We start from the raw sequence: 16,240 nt of genomic DNA on the forward strand, positions 1-16,240 counted from the left end.
CGCGGTACTTACCGCGGCCGCTCTTGTGGCTAGAGTGGGAGCTATGAGTTCGCCAGCTTCCCGCCCAGTCCCTTCGGCCGCGAGCCAGCTTAACCTTCGCGGCGCCGTCGACCTCTCCTCCCTCAAGCAGCGGCCGGCACCGCCGGCGCCCACCGGTGGCCCCGCGGCCGGCGACGCACAGTCCCCGCCGGCCCAGCAGAACGACGGCGGACCTGCCCTCAGGGTGGACGTCACCGAGGCAAACTTCCAGAGCCTGATCGAGCTGTCCGCCCAGGTGCCCGTGGTGTTCATCCTCTGGGCCGCCTATTCGCCAGAATCGTCCGGCGTGCTGGACGCGCTTGACCGGAACATCCAGAGCTACGGCGGCAGGCTGGTCCTCGCCGCTGCGGACGTCGAAGCGTTCCCTCAGCTGGCCCAGGCCTTCCAGGTGCAGGCCGTCCCTACCGCCGTCGCCGTGATCAAGGGCCAGCCGGTTCCGCTCTTCCAGGGCGGCGCGGACGAACAGCAAATCCGCCCCCTGCTGGACGAACTTCTGACCGTTGCCGCTGCCAACGGGGTGACCGGCAACGTCGGAGGCGGCGCGGGCACGCTTGAAGAACCCGGCCCGGCCCCTCTGCCGCCGCTTCACCAGAAGGCTTTCGACGCCATTGAAGAGGGCGACTACGCCGCAGCGGCGGCTGCCTACCGGCAGGCGCTCGCCGAGATGCCGGCGGACGCGGAGGCCAAGGCCGGCCTGGCACAGGTGGAACTCATGGAACGCCTGCAGAGCCTTTCCGGACCCGAAGGTGAGGCCCTGCGCCAGCTCGCGGCGGATGAGCCTGACAACCTCTCGGCCCAGCTGGGCGTGGCGGACCTCGACATCGCCGGCGGCCACGTGGAGGATGCCCTGAACCGCGTGGTCGCGTTCATCGGCAGGAACTTCGGGCCGGAACGCGAGTCCGCGCGGGTGCGGCTGCTCGAGCTGTTCGAAGTAGTCGGCACCACGGACGAACGCGTGGGCAAGGCCCGCCAGGCGCTGGCACGGGTGCTGTTCTAGTGGCGGTGCCCGCGCTGTTCCGGCCCCTGGTGCTGCGTTCCCTGGAGCTGCAGCACCGTGGCTGGGTTTCGCCGATGTGCCAGTACAGCTGCGAACCCGACGAGGCCCCCGGTGTGCCCAACGACTGGCACCTCATGCACCTCGGATCGTTCGCCGCCGGGGGCGCCGCCCTCATCCTGACCGAGGCTGCCGCGGTCAACGCCGAAGGGCGCATCAGCCCGCGCGACGCGGGGCTGTACAACGACGAGCAGGCGCAGGCCTGGGAGCGGATCGTCCGCTTCGTGCACCGCCACGGCGTGGCCGACACAAAGATCGGTGCCCAGCTCGCCCATGCCGGACGCAAAGCGTCCACGTACTGGCCATTTTCAGGCCGGACCGGATCAGTCCCGGCATCCGACGGCGGCTGGGAGACAGTGGGGCCGGGCGCCCAGGCCTTCGACGGCTACACGCCGCCTGCTGCCATGACCGAGGACGACATCCAGCGCGTCATCAACGATTTCGCCGCCGCAGCGGCCCGTGCCGTGGAGACCGGCTTCGACACCATCGAACTGCACGGTGCCCACGGATACCTCCTCCACGAGTTCCAGAGCCCCCTGATCAATGACCGCACCGACTCCTGGGGCGGCAACGCGGAGGGGCGGAACCGGCTGACCCTGGCCGTCGTCGACGCTGTCCGCAATGTCATCCCCGACTCCATGCCTCTGCTGCTTCGCATTTCGGCCACCGACTGGGCAGAGGGCGGCATCAGCGTCGAGGACTCGGTCAGCCTGGCCGCGCAGGCCGCCGAGCGGGGCGTTGACCTCGTCGACGTGTCCAGCGGCGGTGCCGTCGCGCACCAGAAGATCCAGCCCGGACCGGGCTACCAGACCGAATTCGCGGCCCGGATCCGCCGCGAAACGGGAGTCGCCACCGGCACTGTGGGGCTGCTGACGTCCCCGGACCAGGCGGAGCATGTGGTGGCCACCGGACAGGCAGACGGCGTCTTCATCGCCCGGGCGGCACTGCGGGATCCGCACTGGTGGCTCCGGGCCGCCTTTGAACTCGGCCATGACCTGCGGTGGGCCCCGCAGTATGAACGGGCCGTGCCGCGGCGTGCTTTTTAGGCGTAGTTTCTACGGCTGGATGTTCTGATTTTTCTACTCCTTCCGGAGGATCCCGCTGGCCGCAAGGCGCGGCTAGGGTGAGTGCATGAGCAATCCCTTAACAGCCCTCTCGATCAGGGGGCTTGCCAAGCGCTTCGGCACCAAGATCGCGGTGGACGGCATCAGCCTCGACGTTCCCGCGGGTTCGTTCTTCGGAATTGTCGGGCCCAACGGCGCCGGCAAGACCACCACGCTGTCCATGGCCACGGGCCTCCTCCGCCCGGACTTTGGAACGGCGGTGGTCCACGGCGTGGACGTCTGGGCGCAGCCGCTGGAAGCCAAGAAGCTGATGGGCATCCTGCCCGACGGGGTGCGGCTCTTTGACCGGCTCAGCGGTGAGCAGCTGGTCACGTACGCCGGGCTGCTCCGGGGCATGGGCAGGGACGTGGTGGCTGCCCGGGTGGGGGAGTTGCTCGCGGCTTTGGACCTCAGCCAGGACGCGGGCACCCTGGTGGTGGATTACTCCGCCGGCATGACCAAGAAGATCGCGCTGGCCTCAGCACTGATCCATGCGCCGAAGGTCCTCGTGCTGGATGAGCCCTTCGAATCCGTGGATCCCATCTCCGCGGCCAACATCAGGGACATCCTGGACAGGTACGTGGCCTCGGGCGGCACCGTAATCGTGTCCAGCCACGTCATGGACCTCGTGCAGCGGATGTGCGACCACGTGGCAGTGATTGCCGGCGGGCGGATCCTGGCCGCCGGAACGATTGACCAGGTGCGCGCCGGAGCCACTCTGGAGGAACGGTTCGTGCAGCTCGTGGGCGGCCGGAGCCAGACGGAGGGGCTCGAATGGTTGCGCACCTCCTGAAGCTGAAGCTCACGCTGCTGCGGAACGGCCTGCGGCGCAGCCCTTGGCAGCTCGTGGGGCTGGCCTTCGGCGCCCTGTACGCGCTCTTCTTCGTCGGCATGTGCGTGGTGCTGCTCGTCCTGCTCCGGCAGGAGGATCCGGGGCTTGCCCAGACCGTGGTGGTGCTTGCCGGCTCTGCGGCGCTGCTCGGTTGGGGAATTGTGCCGGTCATTGCCTCGGCCGTCGACATGACGCTGGACCCCGCGCGATTTACGACGTCGGCCGTGCCCATGCCGCAGCTGCTGGCCGGCCTGGCCCTCGGCGGCCTCATCGGCATTCCGGGGCTGGCCACCTTGCTGGTCGCCCTGGGCACCGTGGTCACCTGGTCCCGCGGTGTGCTGCCCGCTGCGGGCGCACTGGCGGGCGCCGTCCTGGGCGTGCTTACCTGCGTGGTGTTCTGCCGCGTGGTCACCACCGCGACGTCCAGCCTCGCGGCCTCACGCCGGTTCAAGGACGTCAGCGGCATCGCCTTCATGGTTCCCCTGGTCCTCCTGGGCCCCATCACGGCAGGCATCTTCCAGGGCATGGCGGGTTCCGGGGCCTTCCTGTCCGACCTGGCCGGCAGGATTTCCTGGACGCCGCTGGGGGCGGCCTGGTCGTTGGGCGGCGACCTTGAAACCGGACACACCGGCCCGGCTGCGCTCAAACTGCTCATTGCCGTGGCCACGCTGGCAGGTCTTACCTGGTGCTGGAAGCTGCTGCTGGAACGTGCCCTGGTCACGCCGCCCTACAGCGGAAGCAGCCGCCGGAAGGGCGGGCGCCTGGGGCTGTTCGCCCTCCTGCCCGCGACGCCGGCCGGTGCCGTCACGGCGCGGGCCCTGACCTATTGGTTCCGTGATCCCCGGTATTCAGGCTCGCTGGTGGTCATTCCGCTGCTGCCCGTGGTGCTGGCTTTCCAGGGGAGCCAGACCAATGACTACGGCGTGCTGATGATCACCGGCCCGCTCACGGCGTTCCTGCTGGCGTGGTCCATCTCGGGGGATGTCTCCTATGACAACACCGCGTTTGCCCTGCACGTCGCCGCCGGCGTGCGTGGAGTCCATGACCGGCTGGGGCGGGCGCTGGCCTGCCTGGCGTTCGCCCTGCCGGCGGTGCTGATCCTGGCCACCGTGCCGTTCTTCATCACCGGGGACTGGGCGTGGTGGCCCTCCCTCCTGGGGATATCCGTGGGTGTGCTGCTGACCGGGCTGGGCCTGTCGTCCGTGGTGTCCGCCCGCTACACCATTGCCGTGCCGCTGCCCGGCGACAGCCCGTTCAAGAAGCCGCCGGGAAATGTGGGGCAGACCCTCGCCGTCCAGTTTGGCGGGATGGGTGTCCTCCTGGTCCTGGTCCTCCCGGAGGCCGGGCTGGTCCTCGCCCAGGTGCTCACCGGTGAACCGCTGTTTGGGTGGATCAACCTGGCTCTGGGCCCCGTCCTGGGCGCGGCGCTGTTCATAGTTGGGGTCCGGGTGGGTGGGCGCTGGCTCGATGCCCGCGGCCCGGAGCTCCTGGCCCAGGTCACGGTCAATCGCTGAGAGCGCGCAACCGCTGAAAGCATGCAACCGCTGAAAGTATCTGCCCGCCGTGGTTGACTGGCAGGACAGCTGAGAGAAAGGCCGAACATGGAGGTCGTCATACTTCCGGGCGCCAGGCAGATTGCCGCCCTCGTGGCGGATGCGGTGGAAAGCCTGCTGCGGGGCAAGCCCGACGCCGTGCTGGGGCTGGCCACGGGCTCCTCGCCGCTGCCGGTCTACGACGAACTCGCCCGGCGCCACGAGCAGGCCGGCCTGGACTTCAGCCGTGCCTATGGATTCACCCTGGACGAGTACGTCGGGCTGGAACCCGGCCACCCCGAGTCCTACCGGGAGGTCATCCGGCGCGACTTCGCGAACAGGGTCAACATCGACCCAGGGAACGTCTTTGGACCGGACGGCAGCGCCGCGGACATTCCGGCGGCATGCCGGGCCTACGAGGGCCGGATCAGGGAGCGAGGCGGGATCGACGTTCAGCTGCTGGGACTCGGCACCGACGGGCACATCGGCTTCAACGAGCCGGGCTCGTCCCTGGCATCCCGTACCCGGATCAAGTCGCTCATCGAGCAGACCCGGCGTGACAACGCCCGCTTCTTCCGCAGCCTTGACGAGGTTCCGCACCACGTGGTGACCCAGGGGCTGGGCACCATCCTCGAATCGAGGCACGCCATCCTGCTGGCCACGGGGGCCCAGAAGGCGCAGGCCGTCCACGACCTGGTGGAGGGACCCCTCGCGGCGATCTGCCCTGCCTCGGTCCTGCAGTTGCACCCGCACGCCTCGATCGTGGTGGATGAGGCCGCGGCATCTTCACTGAAGCTCGCCGACTACTACCGCCACACCTACGACCACAAACCGGCGTGGCAGGGTCTGTGACCGGAACCTGCGCCCGGTCCTCCCGCGGCCGCACCTTCGGAACGGCTAAGATGGATGCCATGAGTAGCATGACGGATCCTCTCGACAACGACCCCATGCGTGAGCTTTCCGGCGCCGGATCGTCCACCGCAACCATTGAGCGCGAGGAACTGCGCCAGGAAGTGGAGCCCGGCGACCGTGAGCGCTTTTCACACTACGTGCGCAAGGAAAAGATCATGGAGTCCGCCATGACGGGCGAACCGGTCATTGCGCTGTGCGGCAAGGTCTGGACGCCCGGCCGGGATCCGCAGAAGTTCCCGGTCTGCCCGATGTGCAAAGAGGTCTATGACGGCCTCCGCCCGGGCAACGACGGCGGCAGCGGGTCCGGCGGAGACTCAGGCAACAGCAAATAGTGACGGAGACACTCTTCGGCGGACCCACCCTGCCCCCGGCTTACCCGGAACGTGCAGCCTGGGGAACCGCCCCGAAGCTCCGTGCCTGGCAGCAGGAAGCCCTGGATCTTTACTTCAGCAAGGCTCCGCGCGATTTCATGGCCGTGGCCACCCCCGGCGCCGGCAAGACCACCTTTGCACTCAGGGTGGCCTCGATGCTGATCGAGGCCGGCACGGTGAACCGCGTGACCATCGTCGCACCCACCGACCACCTGAAGCGGCAGTGGGCCGACGCTGCCGCGCGCGTCGGCATCGCCATTGACCCGAACTTCAAGAATTCGGACGGCCAGCACGGCCGCGGGTTCATCGGCGTGGCCGTGACCTACGCGCAGGTGGCCAGCAAGCCCATGCTGCACCGGGCCAAGACCGAGGCCGCCCGCACCCTGGTGATCCTTGACGAAATCCACCACGGCGGTGAGGCGCTGTCCTGGGGTGACGGTCTCCGTGAGGCGTTCGACCCCGCGGCCCGGCGGCTGTCCCTGACCGGCACCCCGTTCCGGTCGGACACCTCGCCCATTCCGTTCGTGGAGTACACCGAGGACCGCGAGGGCATCCGGCGCTCCAAGTCGGACTACACCTACGGCTACGGCAACGCGCTGCGTGACCACGTGGTTCGTCCGGTCATCTTCATGGCGTACTCGGGGCAGATGCGCTGGCGCACCAGTGCCGGCGACGAGATGGCCGCCTCCCTCGGCGAGGCGGCCGTCACCAAAGACATCACGTCACAGGCGTGGCGCACCGCCCTGAACCCGGCGGGGGAATGGATTCCCGCCGTTCTGGCACAAGCCGACAAACGGCTCAGCGAGGTCCGCCGCACCGTTCCCGACGCCGGCGGCCTGGTGATCGCCACCGACCACGAGGACGCCAGGGCATACGCCGGCCAGCTCAAGAAGATCACGGGCGAATCGCCGACGGTGATTCTGTCCGATGATGCCAAGGCCTCAAACAAGATCGAGGAGTTCAGCGCGGGCGACAAGCGCTGGATGGTCGCCGTGCGCATGGTGTCCGAAGGCGTGGACGTGCCGCGCCTGTCGGTGGGCGTCTACGCCACCTCGACCTCCACCCCCTTGTTCTTCGCCCAGGCAGTGGGGCGCTTTGTGCGTTCCCGGAAGCGTGGCGAGACGGCCTCGGTCTTCCTGCCGTCCGTTCCCCAGCTGATGGCGCTCGCCAACAGCATGGAAGCCGAACGCGACCACGCCCTCGACCGGCCGCAGAACGACGACCCTGACGGCCTGATGGACCTCGAAGAATCGCTGATGGACGAGGCGAACCGCGAGGAAAAGGCCTCGGACAGCCTGACCAAGGGCAAATTCGAAGCACTGGACTCGCAGGCGTCCTTCGATCGCGTGCTGTTCGACGGCGGCGAATTCGGCACCGGAGGCGATATCGGCTCCGAGGACGAACTCGACTTCCTCGGCATTCCTGGCCTGCTGGACGCCGAGCAGGTGGGCGTTCTGCTGCGCCAGCGCCAGCACGAGCAGCAGGGCAGGAAGAAGCGCCAGGGTCCGGCAGCCGAGCCCGCCGGACCGGCAATACCTGACCACCGGATGCTGATGGACCTGCGGAACGAGCTGGCAAAGAACGTGGCGGCCTGGTCTGCGCGGACGGGCACCCCGCACGGCGTAGTGCACACGAAGCTGCGGACCGTCTGCGGCGGCCCGCCGGTGGCACAGGCGAACGAGGAGCAGCTCCAGTCCAGGCTGAAGAAGCTCCAGGACTGGTTCATCGGCAGGAAGTAAGGACCTACTCGAGGTCCACGCCGCCCAGTTCCATTTCGGCGAAGGTGTCGTCGAGGTCATCGGCGATGCCCGCCGTCAGCCGCTTGATCACGGTGACGGAGTAGCCGGCCTGGACCGCATCCAGTGATGTGGCCATGACGCAGTGGTCGGTGGCGAGGCCCACCACCACGACGTCCTCCACGTCGTGGCTCTGCAGCCAGTCATCGAGGCCGATCGCGTCTTCCTCCGGAGTGTAGCCGGGGTCGGCCGCCCCGGGCAGGGTACCCGGCTGCCGCTCGCCGGTAGGGACGGCGTCCTCCGGTGCCAGCAGGCCCTCGAACCCGGAGTAGGCAGCGGTGTAGAGGCCCTTGTGGAAGTACGCCTGGATGTGCTCGGTGTCCAGCTCCGGATGCAGCTCGGCGCCCTGCGTGCCGGCCACGCAGTGCGGCGGCCAGGTGTCCTTGAAATCCGGGGCCTCCGAGAAATGGGCGCCGGGATCGACGTGCCAGTCCTGAGTGGCCACGATGTGGTCGAACTGGCCGTGGTGGTTCTCGACGTACTCGCTGATGGCCCCGGCCACTGCAGCTCCGCCCTCCACCGGCAGCGCGCCGCCCTCGCAGAAATCGTTCTGGACGTCGACGATGATGAGTGCCCGTGCCATCAGTTCTCCTCAGTTCTCTTCAGTTGTCCTCATAGAGCGTCGGGATGGCCGGCTCGCCGCGGTGCAGGCGGTGGACCACTGCCGGGAGTTCGGCCAGCGAGTCAGCGTGGCGCTGCCGGGCCCGCAGGACGCCTTCGTGGCCGGTCCAGCCCGGCAGGAGTTCGCCGTTCTTGATGAACTGCTGCAGGAGAGTACGGTCGTTGCCGTCATCCGCGGGCCGGTGGCCCACGCCGATGAGCTCCTGGGTGGCCGTGCCGTTGTCGTTGAGCCTGCGGAGGGCGTACTTCCGTCCGCCCTTGCTGGCCTTGTTCTTGGCGGTCTTGGCGACGGCGACGAATTCTCCGGCGTCGTTGGTCCGGCTGACCAGCTTGTAGACCATGCTGGCGGTGGGCGCTCCGGAGCCGGTCACCAGGGAGGTGCCCACCCCGTACGAGTCAACGGGGGCGGACTGCAGTGCCGCAATCGCATATTCGTCCAGGTCCGAGGTCACAGTAATCCGGGTGTGCTCGTTGCCCAGTTCATCCAGCAGCTGCCGGACCCACTGCGCCTGCTCCACCAGGTCGCCGGAGTCCAGCCGCACGGCGCCCAACTTGTCCCCGGCGATGTCCACGGCCGTACGGACGGCGGTTTCGACGTCGTACGTGTCCACGAGCAGCGAGGTGCCGGCCCCCAGGGAGGCGACCTGCGCCTCAAAGGCGTCCCGCTCGGTGTCATGCAGGAGCGTGAAGGAGTGGGCGGCGGTGCCCACCGTCTTGAGGCCGTACCGCAGCCCGGCCTCGAGGTTTGAAGTGCTGTCGAAGCCGGCGATGACGGCGGCGCGGGCGGCAGCCGTGGCTGATTCCTCCTGCGTCCGCCGGGAGCCCATCTCGATGCAGGGCCGCTGGCCGGCGGCCATGACCATCCGCGATGCCGCCGAGGCGATGGCGCTGTCGTGGTTGAGGACGGACAGGACGTACGTCTCCAGGATGCACGCCTCGGCAAACGTTGATTCGACGATCAGGATGGGGGAGTTGGGGAAGTACGCCTCACCCTCGGCATAACCCCAGACATCGCCGGTGAACCGGAAATCGGCCAGGTAGTCGATAGTCTCCTTGTTAACGACGCCGGTGCGCGCCAGGAATTCGAGCTCCGCCTCGCCGAACCGGAACGCCATGATGCCTTCCAGCAGCCTGCCCGTGCCGCCCACGACCCCATAACGGCGGCCGTCCGGGAGCCTGCGCGCGAACGCCTCGAACACGGCCTTGCGGTGCGCGGCGCCGGAATGGAGGGCCCCCTGCAGCATGGTCAGCTCGTAATGGTCGGTGAACAGGGATGTGCGGGGCTGCTCCCAGCCGGCGGAGTTACTCACAAAAATCACTCTAGTCCCCACCGGCTCCCACGTCTCGCTTCGCTTCGCCGCGGGGCCCTCGCCGGTGTGGGCCCACCCACCGGCTCCCACGTCTCGCTTCGCTTCGCCGCGGGGCCCTCGCCGGTGTGGGCCCACCCACCGGCTCCCACGTCTCGCTCCGCTTCGCCGCGGGGCCCTCGCCGGTGTGGGCCGAGCATCGCCATAGAATGGACAGATGACCTTAAGCGTTGCGCTCGGCCCTGACACCCAGGAGAGCACCCAGACCGGAACGGCGGTATCCACCGATGCCCTGACCGCCCCGGACGTCCCTTGGAACCTTGTCATCTGGAATGACCCCGTCAATCTGATGAGCTACGTCAGCTACGTTTTCCAAAGCTATTTCGGCTACTCGGAAACCAAGGCCAACAAGCTGATGCTCGAGGTCCACAGGAAGGGCCGGTCCATCGTTGCCCACGGCAGCAAGGAACAGGTGGAGCAGCACGCGGTCGCGATGCACGGGTTCGGCCTGTGGGCCACCGTGGAGAAGGCCACCGGCGGAGACAGCGGGGGCGGCAAAAGCGGCCCGGGCAAGGGCAAGGGAAAACGTGGCTAAGGCTTTCAAATACGGACTCAAGGGCATTACCGGTTTCCTGGAGCCGGCCGAGCGGGAACTGCTGCGCAGCCTCTTCGCCGACGTTATCTCCATGCTGGAACCGGCCGACCGCGGCTCCGAGGATCCGCTCGCCGCGCTGATCGGGCTGGACATGGAGGTCCGGGAACCGTCCGACCGTGCCCTCCGGCGGCTACTGCCCAACGCCGTGAAGGACGACGCCGAGGCCTCGCTTGAGTTCCGCCAGCTCACCGAACGCTCGCTGCGGGAAAGCAAGATCGGCGCGCTGCGCGCCGCCGCGCTGGGCCTGGACAAGGACGAGCTCGTCCTGACCCCGTCCGATGCCCGGCACTGGTCCACCGCGCTCAACGACGTGCGGCTGGTGCTCGCCGAGCGCCTCGACATCCGGGACGAAGCGGACGCCGACCACGTCCACCAGATGCAGGACTGGTCCCAGGCCGAGGACGTGGAAAGCTACCTCGCGCTGGTCTACAACTTCACCACGTGGCTGCAGGAGTCGCTGGTGCAGGCGATGCTGCAGTCACTGGACACGCGGGCCTGAGGGGTTTCCGGCGCCGGCCGGTTCCTTCGGCCTGACCGGTTTCGGCTGCGGGCGTTTCGGCCGCCGAATGTGACAAATTCGACATGAGTCGCTCGCCACAAGTGATGGCCGCACCTCACGGGAAGACCTATCCTCAAATAATCATGACTTCAGCATCGAGCATGGATCCGGCAGCGGGAGCTGCAGCGGAGTCCGCAACGGCCGACGGCGTAAATGTGGGATCGCTGCCGATCGGCATCTTCGACTCCGGGGTCGGCGGCCTCACGGTGGCACGGTCGATCATCGACCAGCTGCCCAACGAATCCATCCTCTACGTCGGCGACACCGCCCACGGCCCGTACGGGCCGCTGCCCATCGCGGAGGTGCGCGCCAACGCCCTCGGTGTCATGGACGAACTCGTGGATTCCGGCGTCAAGCTGCTCACCATCGCCTGCAACTCGGCGTCGGCCGCTGTGCTCCGTGACGCCCGTGAGCGCTACACGGCCCGTTACGGCATCCCCGTCATCGAAGTGATCCAGCCCGCTGTGCGCCGCGCCGTCGCTGCCACCCGCACCGGGCGGGTGGGCGTGATCGGCACCTCCGCCACGGTGGGGTCCCGGGCCTACGAGGACACGTTCGCCGCGGCGCCTGACCTGGAGATCACCTCTGTGGCCTGCCCGGCATTCGTGCCCTATGTGGAGGCCGGCATCACCACCGGACCGGAACTGCTGGACGTCGCCCGCGAATACCTGGAACCGCTGAAGGCTGCGGGCGTGGACACCGTGGTGCTGGGCTGCACGCACTACCCGCTGCTGACCGGCGTGATCTCCTACGTCATGGGCGAGGACGTCACCCTGGTCTCGAGCGCCGAGGAAACCGCCAAGGACGTGTACCGGGCGCTTGCCAGCAACGGCCTCGAACGGACGGACCCGGCACGGCCCGAGCACAGCTTCATCGCCACCGGCGATCCCGGCCAGTTCGAGGCCCTGGCCCGCAGGTTCCTCGGCCCGGAGGTGCTCAGCGTCAAGCACGTGGACCACGTTGCCGCGCAGTACCCCACGGGCAGTCTGGCCCGGATCACCCCTGAAATGATCGCCGCCGCGCGGAACGCGGCCGCCCGGCCGCGCATCTCCAACTTCGTCGAGCAGGCCGCCGGCAGCGGCGCAGCCCCCCGGGGGTCCTTCCTGTGAAGCTCACCATCGTCGGCTGCACCGGCTCATTTCCCGGCCCCGGATCGCCCGCCTCCTGCTACCTACTGACGGCCAACGACGGCGAACGGGTGTGGAAGGTGGTCATGGACCTCGGCAGCGGGGCGCTGGGCGCCATCCAGCGGTACACCGACCTGGAGGACATCGACGCGATTTTCCTCACGCACCTGCACCCGGACCACTGCATGGATCTCTGCGGTCTGCATGTGGCGGTGCGCTGGAAGCCGGGCGGCTGGGACCGGGGGAGGATCCCCGTCTGGGGCCCGGCCGCCACCGCCGACAGGATGGCCACTGCCTACGGCCTGGACCTCGATCCCGGGATGCATGAGGAATTCGACTTCACCAACTGGACCGAGCGCCAGTCCGTCACTGTCGGTCCTTTCACTGTGACGCCGTTCGCCGTGAACCACCCGGTGGAGGAGGCCTACGCCTTGCGCGTGGAGGTGACCGAGCCGGGTGCCGCTGGAAATGCCGCGACCCGCGTGCTGACCTATTCAGGTGACACCGATTCGTGCCGCGGGCTGGAGGAAGCGGCCAAGGACGCCGACCTCTTCCTTTGCGAAGCAGCCTTCGAGGAAGGCCGTGACGACGGCATCAAGGACGTCCACCTGACCGGCAAACGGGCCGCCGAGGCAGCCACGGCCGCCGGTGCCCGCCGCCTGCTCCTCACCCACATTCCGGTGTGGACATCGCAGACCAAGGTTATGGCCGAGGCGCGCCCCGCCTTTGCCGGTGACGTGGCCGTGGCCGTGGCGGGCGTGCACTACACCGTCTGACGTGCACCTCCGGCCTGCAGCCTCGATAAGCTAAAGGCATGACTTCCGAAGCAACCACTGCCCCCGTCATCCGTGCCGACGGCCGCACCCCTGACCAGCTCCGGCCCATCAGCATCACCCGCGGGTGGTCCAAGCAGGCCGAGGGATCGGCCCTCATCGAGTTCGGCAACACCCGGGTCCTGTGCACCGCTTCCCTCACAGAAGGCGTTCCGCGCTGGCTCAAGGGCGAGGGCCGCGGTTGGGTGACGGCCGAATACGCCATGCTCCCGCGGGCCACCAACACCCGGTCCGACCGCGAGTCCGTCAAGGGCAAGATCGGCGGCCGCACCCACGAGATCTCCCGCCTGATCGGGCGTTCGCTGCGTTCCATCATCGACACCAAGGCCCTGGGCGAAAACACCATTGTGCTGGACTGCGATGTCCTGCAGGCCGACGGCGGCACCCGGACCGCGGCCATCACGGGCGCCTACGTGGCGCTCGCCGAGGCCATCCGCTTCGCCCGCGAGAACAAGATGATCGCCCGCAATGCCCAGCCACTGATTGACACCATCGCCGCCGTATCCGTGGGGATCATCGACGGCATCCCGATGCTGGACCTGCCGTACATCGAGGATGTGCGCGCCGAAACCGACATGAACGTTGTGGTGACCGGCTCCGGCAAGTTCGTGGAGGTCCAGGGCACGGCCGAAGGCGCTCCCTTTGACCGCGACGAGCTCAACCAGCTGCTGGACCTGGCCCTGCTGGGGACGGAGCAGCTGGCCGCCATCCAGCGCGAGACCCTGGCCGAAGCGCCGTGAGTGAAGACAGCGCCGTGAATGGAAACAGCGCCGTGAGTGGGGGATCTGCGCCCCGGCTGGTGCTGGCCACCCGCAATGCCGGGAAGCTGCGGGAGTTGCGTGAGCTGCTGCGCGGGCAGGTCCCGGGGCTCGACGTCGACACACAGGTAGTGGACGCGGCCGCCGTCGGAGCCCCCGACGTTGCGGAAACCGGGGTGACGTTTGCGGAGAACTCGCTGCTGAAGGCGCGGGCTGTGGCGGAGGCCACGGGACTGGTGGCCATCGCCGACGACTCCGGGCTGTCCGTGGATGTCCTCGGCGGGGCGCCGGGGATTTTCTCCGCACGCTGGGCGGGCCGCCACGGCGATGACGACGCGAACCTGAACCTGCTGCTGGCCCAGCTGGCGGACGTGCCGGACGGCCACCGCGGTGCCGCGTTTGTGTGCGCTGCGGCGCTCGCTGTGCCGGCGTCGGCATCCGGGGACGGAGCTCGCGAAGTGGTGGAATACGGGCAGCTGGCCGGCACGCTGCTGCGCGAGCCGCGGGGCGAAGGCGGGTTCGGCTACGACCCCGTCCTGGAACCCCTGGGCCTGGACCGCAGCTGCGCCGAGCTCAGCCCTGAGGAGAAGAACGCCATCAGCCACCGCGGGCTGGCGTTCCGTGCGCTGCTTCCCTCGATCGTCGAGGCCCTGCGGTAGCCGCCAAGACACAGCCGGTCGCTGACAGCAGAAAGGCACCTCACCCGTGAGGTGCCTTTCTGGTGTCTTGGGGTGCCCTGGGAAGCCTGCCGGAGTGCTGGTCAGTCGAGGTTGGTCTTGCGCTCGGCCTCGGGCTCGTGCTCCTCGATGAACTCTTCCACCGGATCCGTCCCAAAGGCCGCGGCTTCGCGCTTGGCGGTCATGCCTCGGACTACCTCAATGCCCACGGGGATGACCGAGAGCAGGACAATGACGATGAAGATGATGTCCAGGTTGTCCCGCACCCAGGGGACTTTGTCGCCCAGCAGGTAGCCGAGAAGCGTCACGCCGCCGCCCCAGAGGACGGCGCCGATGACGTTGAACAGGAAGAACTTCCGCTTGTCCATCCCGGCGACGCCCACGATCACGGGAACGAAGGTGCGGATGATGGGCACGAAGCGGGCCAGGATCAGGGCCTTGCCGCCGTGCTTTTCGAAGAACTTGTGTGCGCTGTCGACGTTCTCGTGCTTGAAGAGCCGTGAGTCCGGCTTGTTGAAGATGGCGGGGCCGGCCTTGGACCCGATGAGGTAGCCGGTCTGGTTGCCGATGATGGCGGACACGACGATCAGCGCGGCGAAGAGCCAGATGTTGAATTTGATGGTGTCCGTGGCCACGAGCAGGCCGGCCGTAAACAGCATGGAATCACCGGGCAGGAAGAATCCGATCAGCAGCCCGGTCTCAGCGAAGATGATCCCGCAGACCAGCACAACAACCCACGGGGCAAGGGCCGGGTCGGCGAGGAACACCTGGGGGTTGAGCCAATCGGGCAGGAATGATGCCAGATGCGGCTGGACGGGGCCGGCGCCGCCCAGCGCGGGCACGGCAAAGTCGCTCAATGCATTAAAGTTCACGTTTCAAGGGTACTTGACGGGTTCAGCGCCCCTGCCGGGCTACAGTTGTCCCCGTGGGTTTGGACTTTACGGCGATCGACTTCGAGACCGCCAACGGCTTCCGCGGTTCGCCGTGCGCCGTTGGCCTCACCAAGGTCCGCGGCGGCGTCATCGTCGAGGAGGCTTCGTGGCTGATGCGGCCGCCGGAGAACCACGACTCGTTCGATTATCACAACGTCCGCGTCCACGGCATCAGGCCCGAACAGGTGGCCGGCAAGCCCCGCTTCGGCGAGCTTTTTCCGGAGATCGGCGCATTCATCGGCGGCGACATCCTCGCGGCCCACAACGCCGCCTTCGACCTCGGGGTGATCCGGTCCGGGCTTGAGGTTTCGGGGCTTCCCGGCCCTGCCTACGACTATGTCTGCACGGTGATGCTGTCCCGGCGCTGCTACTCCCTGGTGTCGAATTCGCTGCCCTTTGCCGCCGAAGAGGCGGGTGTGCCCCTCGTGAACCACCACGACGCCGCCGAGGACGCCAGGGCGTGCGCCGGCATCCTCATCGACATCGCCGGGCGCAACCGGGCCAACAGCATCGCCGAACTCTACCTGTCACTGGGGCTCTCCATTCCGCAGCAGGCGGCATTCGACCCCTCCGCCGGTGAGCTCTCGAAAGCCACCGTCGCGGCACTCGCCGCGGGCGGCGTCAGCGTGGCCCGGCCGTTCCGCAGCGGATGGCCGGAGGAAGGGCTCAACCCGGACCCCAATCCCGACGCCGAGCCCGGGAACCCGCTGTTCGGCCAGACGGTCGTGTTCACCGGCCAGCTCGCCATGCCGCGGCCCGAAGCGAAAACGCGGTCGGCCGAACTGGGCGCGCGCCCAGAAAGCCGGGTCACGGCGCGGACCAGCGTCCTGGTGGTGGGGGACGGCTTCGTGGCGAACGACCTGCGCTCCGGCCGGCTCACCGGCAAGGCCAAACGCGTGCTGGAGCTGCATGACCGCGGCCAGGCCATCGAGGTGATCTCCGAGGGCGAGTTCCTGCAGATGGTGGGCGGCGCGCCGATACATATGGCAAACGCTTCCTCGGATCCCGCGGCCTGCTGAGCAGCCCTTCCTCATGTCCTGTCGGGTCTCCTGGAACGCCGGATCACTTCCTGTCGGGTTTCCTGGAACGCCCGATCACTTCCTGTCGGGTTTCCTGGAACGCCCGATCACTT

General features: G+C 68.1%; 17 protein-coding genes. 14 read left to right on the forward strand and 3 right to left on the reverse strand.

The features are described from left to right. Positions 1-43 precede the first annotated feature (43 nt). From ACFTSA_RS10650 to ACFTSA_RS10680, 7 genes are all read left to right on the forward strand, one after another. Positions 44-1,036: a co-chaperone YbbN gene (locus ACFTSA_RS10650; protein ID WP_377951230.1), complete on the forward strand. Its 993-nt coding sequence runs from the start codon at positions 44-46 to the stop codon at positions 1,034-1,036. 5 nt (positions 1,037-1,041) lie between these two features. Beyond that, the gene (locus ACFTSA_RS10655; protein WP_377951231.1) at positions 1,042-2,139 is read left to right on the forward strand and encodes an NADH:flavin oxidoreductase/NADH oxidase; all 1,098 of its coding nucleotides are present in this window, start codon (positions 1,042-1,044) and stop codon (positions 2,137-2,139) included. Positions 2,140-2,224: 85 nt separating this feature from the next. Beyond that, positions 2,225-2,989, forward strand: coding sequence for an ABC transporter ATP-binding protein (locus ACFTSA_RS10660; RefSeq protein ID WP_377951232.1), 765 nt, complete (start codon positions 2,225-2,227; stop codon positions 2,987-2,989). After that, the gene (locus tag ACFTSA_RS10665; RefSeq protein WP_377951233.1) at positions 2,971-4,542 is read left to right on the forward strand and encodes a transporter; all 1,572 of its coding nucleotides are present in this window, start codon (positions 2,971-2,973) and stop codon (positions 4,540-4,542) included. Before ACFTSA_RS10660 ends, ACFTSA_RS10665 begins: the two co-directional genes overlap by 19 nt. Before the next feature lie 87 nt (positions 4,543-4,629). Then, complete coding sequence (gene nagB / locus ACFTSA_RS10670) at positions 4,630-5,412, forward strand: glucosamine-6-phosphate deaminase (protein WP_377951234.1); 783 nt, start codon at positions 4,630-4,632, stop codon at positions 5,410-5,412. Between the two features lie 50 nt (positions 5,413-5,462). Beyond that, positions 5,463-5,804, forward strand: a complete 342-nt coding sequence (locus tag ACFTSA_RS10675; RefSeq protein WP_377951235.1) for a DUF3039 domain-containing protein — start codon at positions 5,463-5,465, stop codon at positions 5,802-5,804. After that, the gene (locus tag ACFTSA_RS10680) at positions 5,804-7,582 is read left to right on the forward strand and encodes a DEAD/DEAH box helicase (protein ID WP_377951236.1); all 1,779 of its coding nucleotides are present in this window, start codon (positions 5,804-5,806) and stop codon (positions 7,580-7,582) included. Before ACFTSA_RS10675 ends, ACFTSA_RS10680 begins: the two co-directional genes overlap by 1 nt. A 4-nt stretch (positions 7,583-7,586) precedes the next feature. Here ACFTSA_RS10680 and ACFTSA_RS10685 read toward each other — a convergent pair whose 3' ends face one another. Continuing rightward, the gene (locus ACFTSA_RS10685; protein WP_377951237.1) at positions 7,587-8,222 is read right to left on the reverse strand and encodes an isochorismatase family protein; all 636 of its coding nucleotides are present in this window, start codon (positions 8,220-8,222) and stop codon (positions 7,587-7,589) included. 19 nt (positions 8,223-8,241) lie between these two features. Continuing rightward, positions 8,242-9,570: a nicotinate phosphoribosyltransferase gene (locus ACFTSA_RS10690; protein WP_377951239.1), complete on the reverse strand. Its 1,329-nt coding sequence runs from the start codon at positions 9,568-9,570 to the stop codon at positions 8,242-8,244. A 214-nt stretch (positions 9,571-9,784) separates the two neighbouring features. Here ACFTSA_RS10690 and clpS point away from each other — a divergent pair, with 214 nt between their 5' ends. The 6 genes from clpS (at position 9,785) to rdgB (ending at position 14,158) form a co-directional block, all read left to right on the forward strand. Next, positions 9,785-10,162: an ATP-dependent Clp protease adapter ClpS gene (gene clpS / locus ACFTSA_RS10695; RefSeq protein ID WP_331574915.1), complete on the forward strand. Its 378-nt coding sequence runs from the start codon at positions 9,785-9,787 to the stop codon at positions 10,160-10,162. Next, positions 10,155-10,721: a DUF2017 domain-containing protein gene (locus ACFTSA_RS10700; RefSeq protein WP_377951240.1), complete on the forward strand. Its 567-nt coding sequence runs from the start codon at positions 10,155-10,157 to the stop codon at positions 10,719-10,721. The genes clpS and ACFTSA_RS10700 overlap by 8 nt, the downstream gene beginning before the upstream one ends. Before the next feature lie 143 nt (positions 10,722-10,864). After that, complete coding sequence (gene murI / locus ACFTSA_RS10705; RefSeq protein WP_377951241.1) at positions 10,865-11,890, forward strand: glutamate racemase; 1,026 nt, start codon at positions 10,865-10,867, stop codon at positions 11,888-11,890. Next, on the forward strand, positions 11,887-12,684 hold the full coding sequence (locus tag ACFTSA_RS10710) for an MBL fold metallo-hydrolase (RefSeq protein WP_377951242.1): 798 nt from the start codon (positions 11,887-11,889) through the stop codon (positions 12,682-12,684). The genes murI and ACFTSA_RS10710 overlap by 4 nt, the downstream gene beginning before the upstream one ends. A gap of 38 nt (positions 12,685-12,722) precedes the next feature. After that, positions 12,723-13,481, forward strand: coding sequence for a ribonuclease PH (rph, locus tag ACFTSA_RS10715; RefSeq protein ID WP_377951243.1), 759 nt, complete (start codon positions 12,723-12,725; stop codon positions 13,479-13,481). Between the two features lie 32 nt (positions 13,482-13,513). Next, positions 13,514-14,158, forward strand: coding sequence for an RdgB/HAM1 family non-canonical purine NTP pyrophosphatase (rdgB, locus tag ACFTSA_RS10720; RefSeq protein ID WP_377951244.1), 645 nt, complete (start codon positions 13,514-13,516; stop codon positions 14,156-14,158). Between the two features lie 101 nt (positions 14,159-14,259). On the opposite strand, the gene ACFTSA_RS10725 is transcribed toward rdgB, so the two are convergent. After that, positions 14,260-15,033 carry a DedA family protein gene (locus tag ACFTSA_RS10725; RefSeq protein WP_377951349.1) on the reverse strand — a complete coding sequence of 258 codons (774 nt, stop codon included), beginning with the start codon at positions 15,031-15,033 and terminating at the stop codon, positions 14,260-14,262. 68 nt (positions 15,034-15,101) lie between these two features. On the opposite strand from ACFTSA_RS10725, the gene ACFTSA_RS10730 reads away from it, so the two are divergent. Next, positions 15,102-16,127: an exonuclease domain-containing protein gene (locus tag ACFTSA_RS10730; RefSeq protein ID WP_377951245.1), complete on the forward strand. Its 1,026-nt coding sequence runs from the start codon at positions 15,102-15,104 to the stop codon at positions 16,125-16,127. Positions 16,128-16,240 lie beyond the last annotated feature (113 nt).

This window comes from Arthrobacter sp. NPDC057013 (genome assembly GCF_042674585.1).
GTDB lineage: Bacteria > Actinomycetota > Actinomycetes > Actinomycetales > Micrococcaceae > Arthrobacter.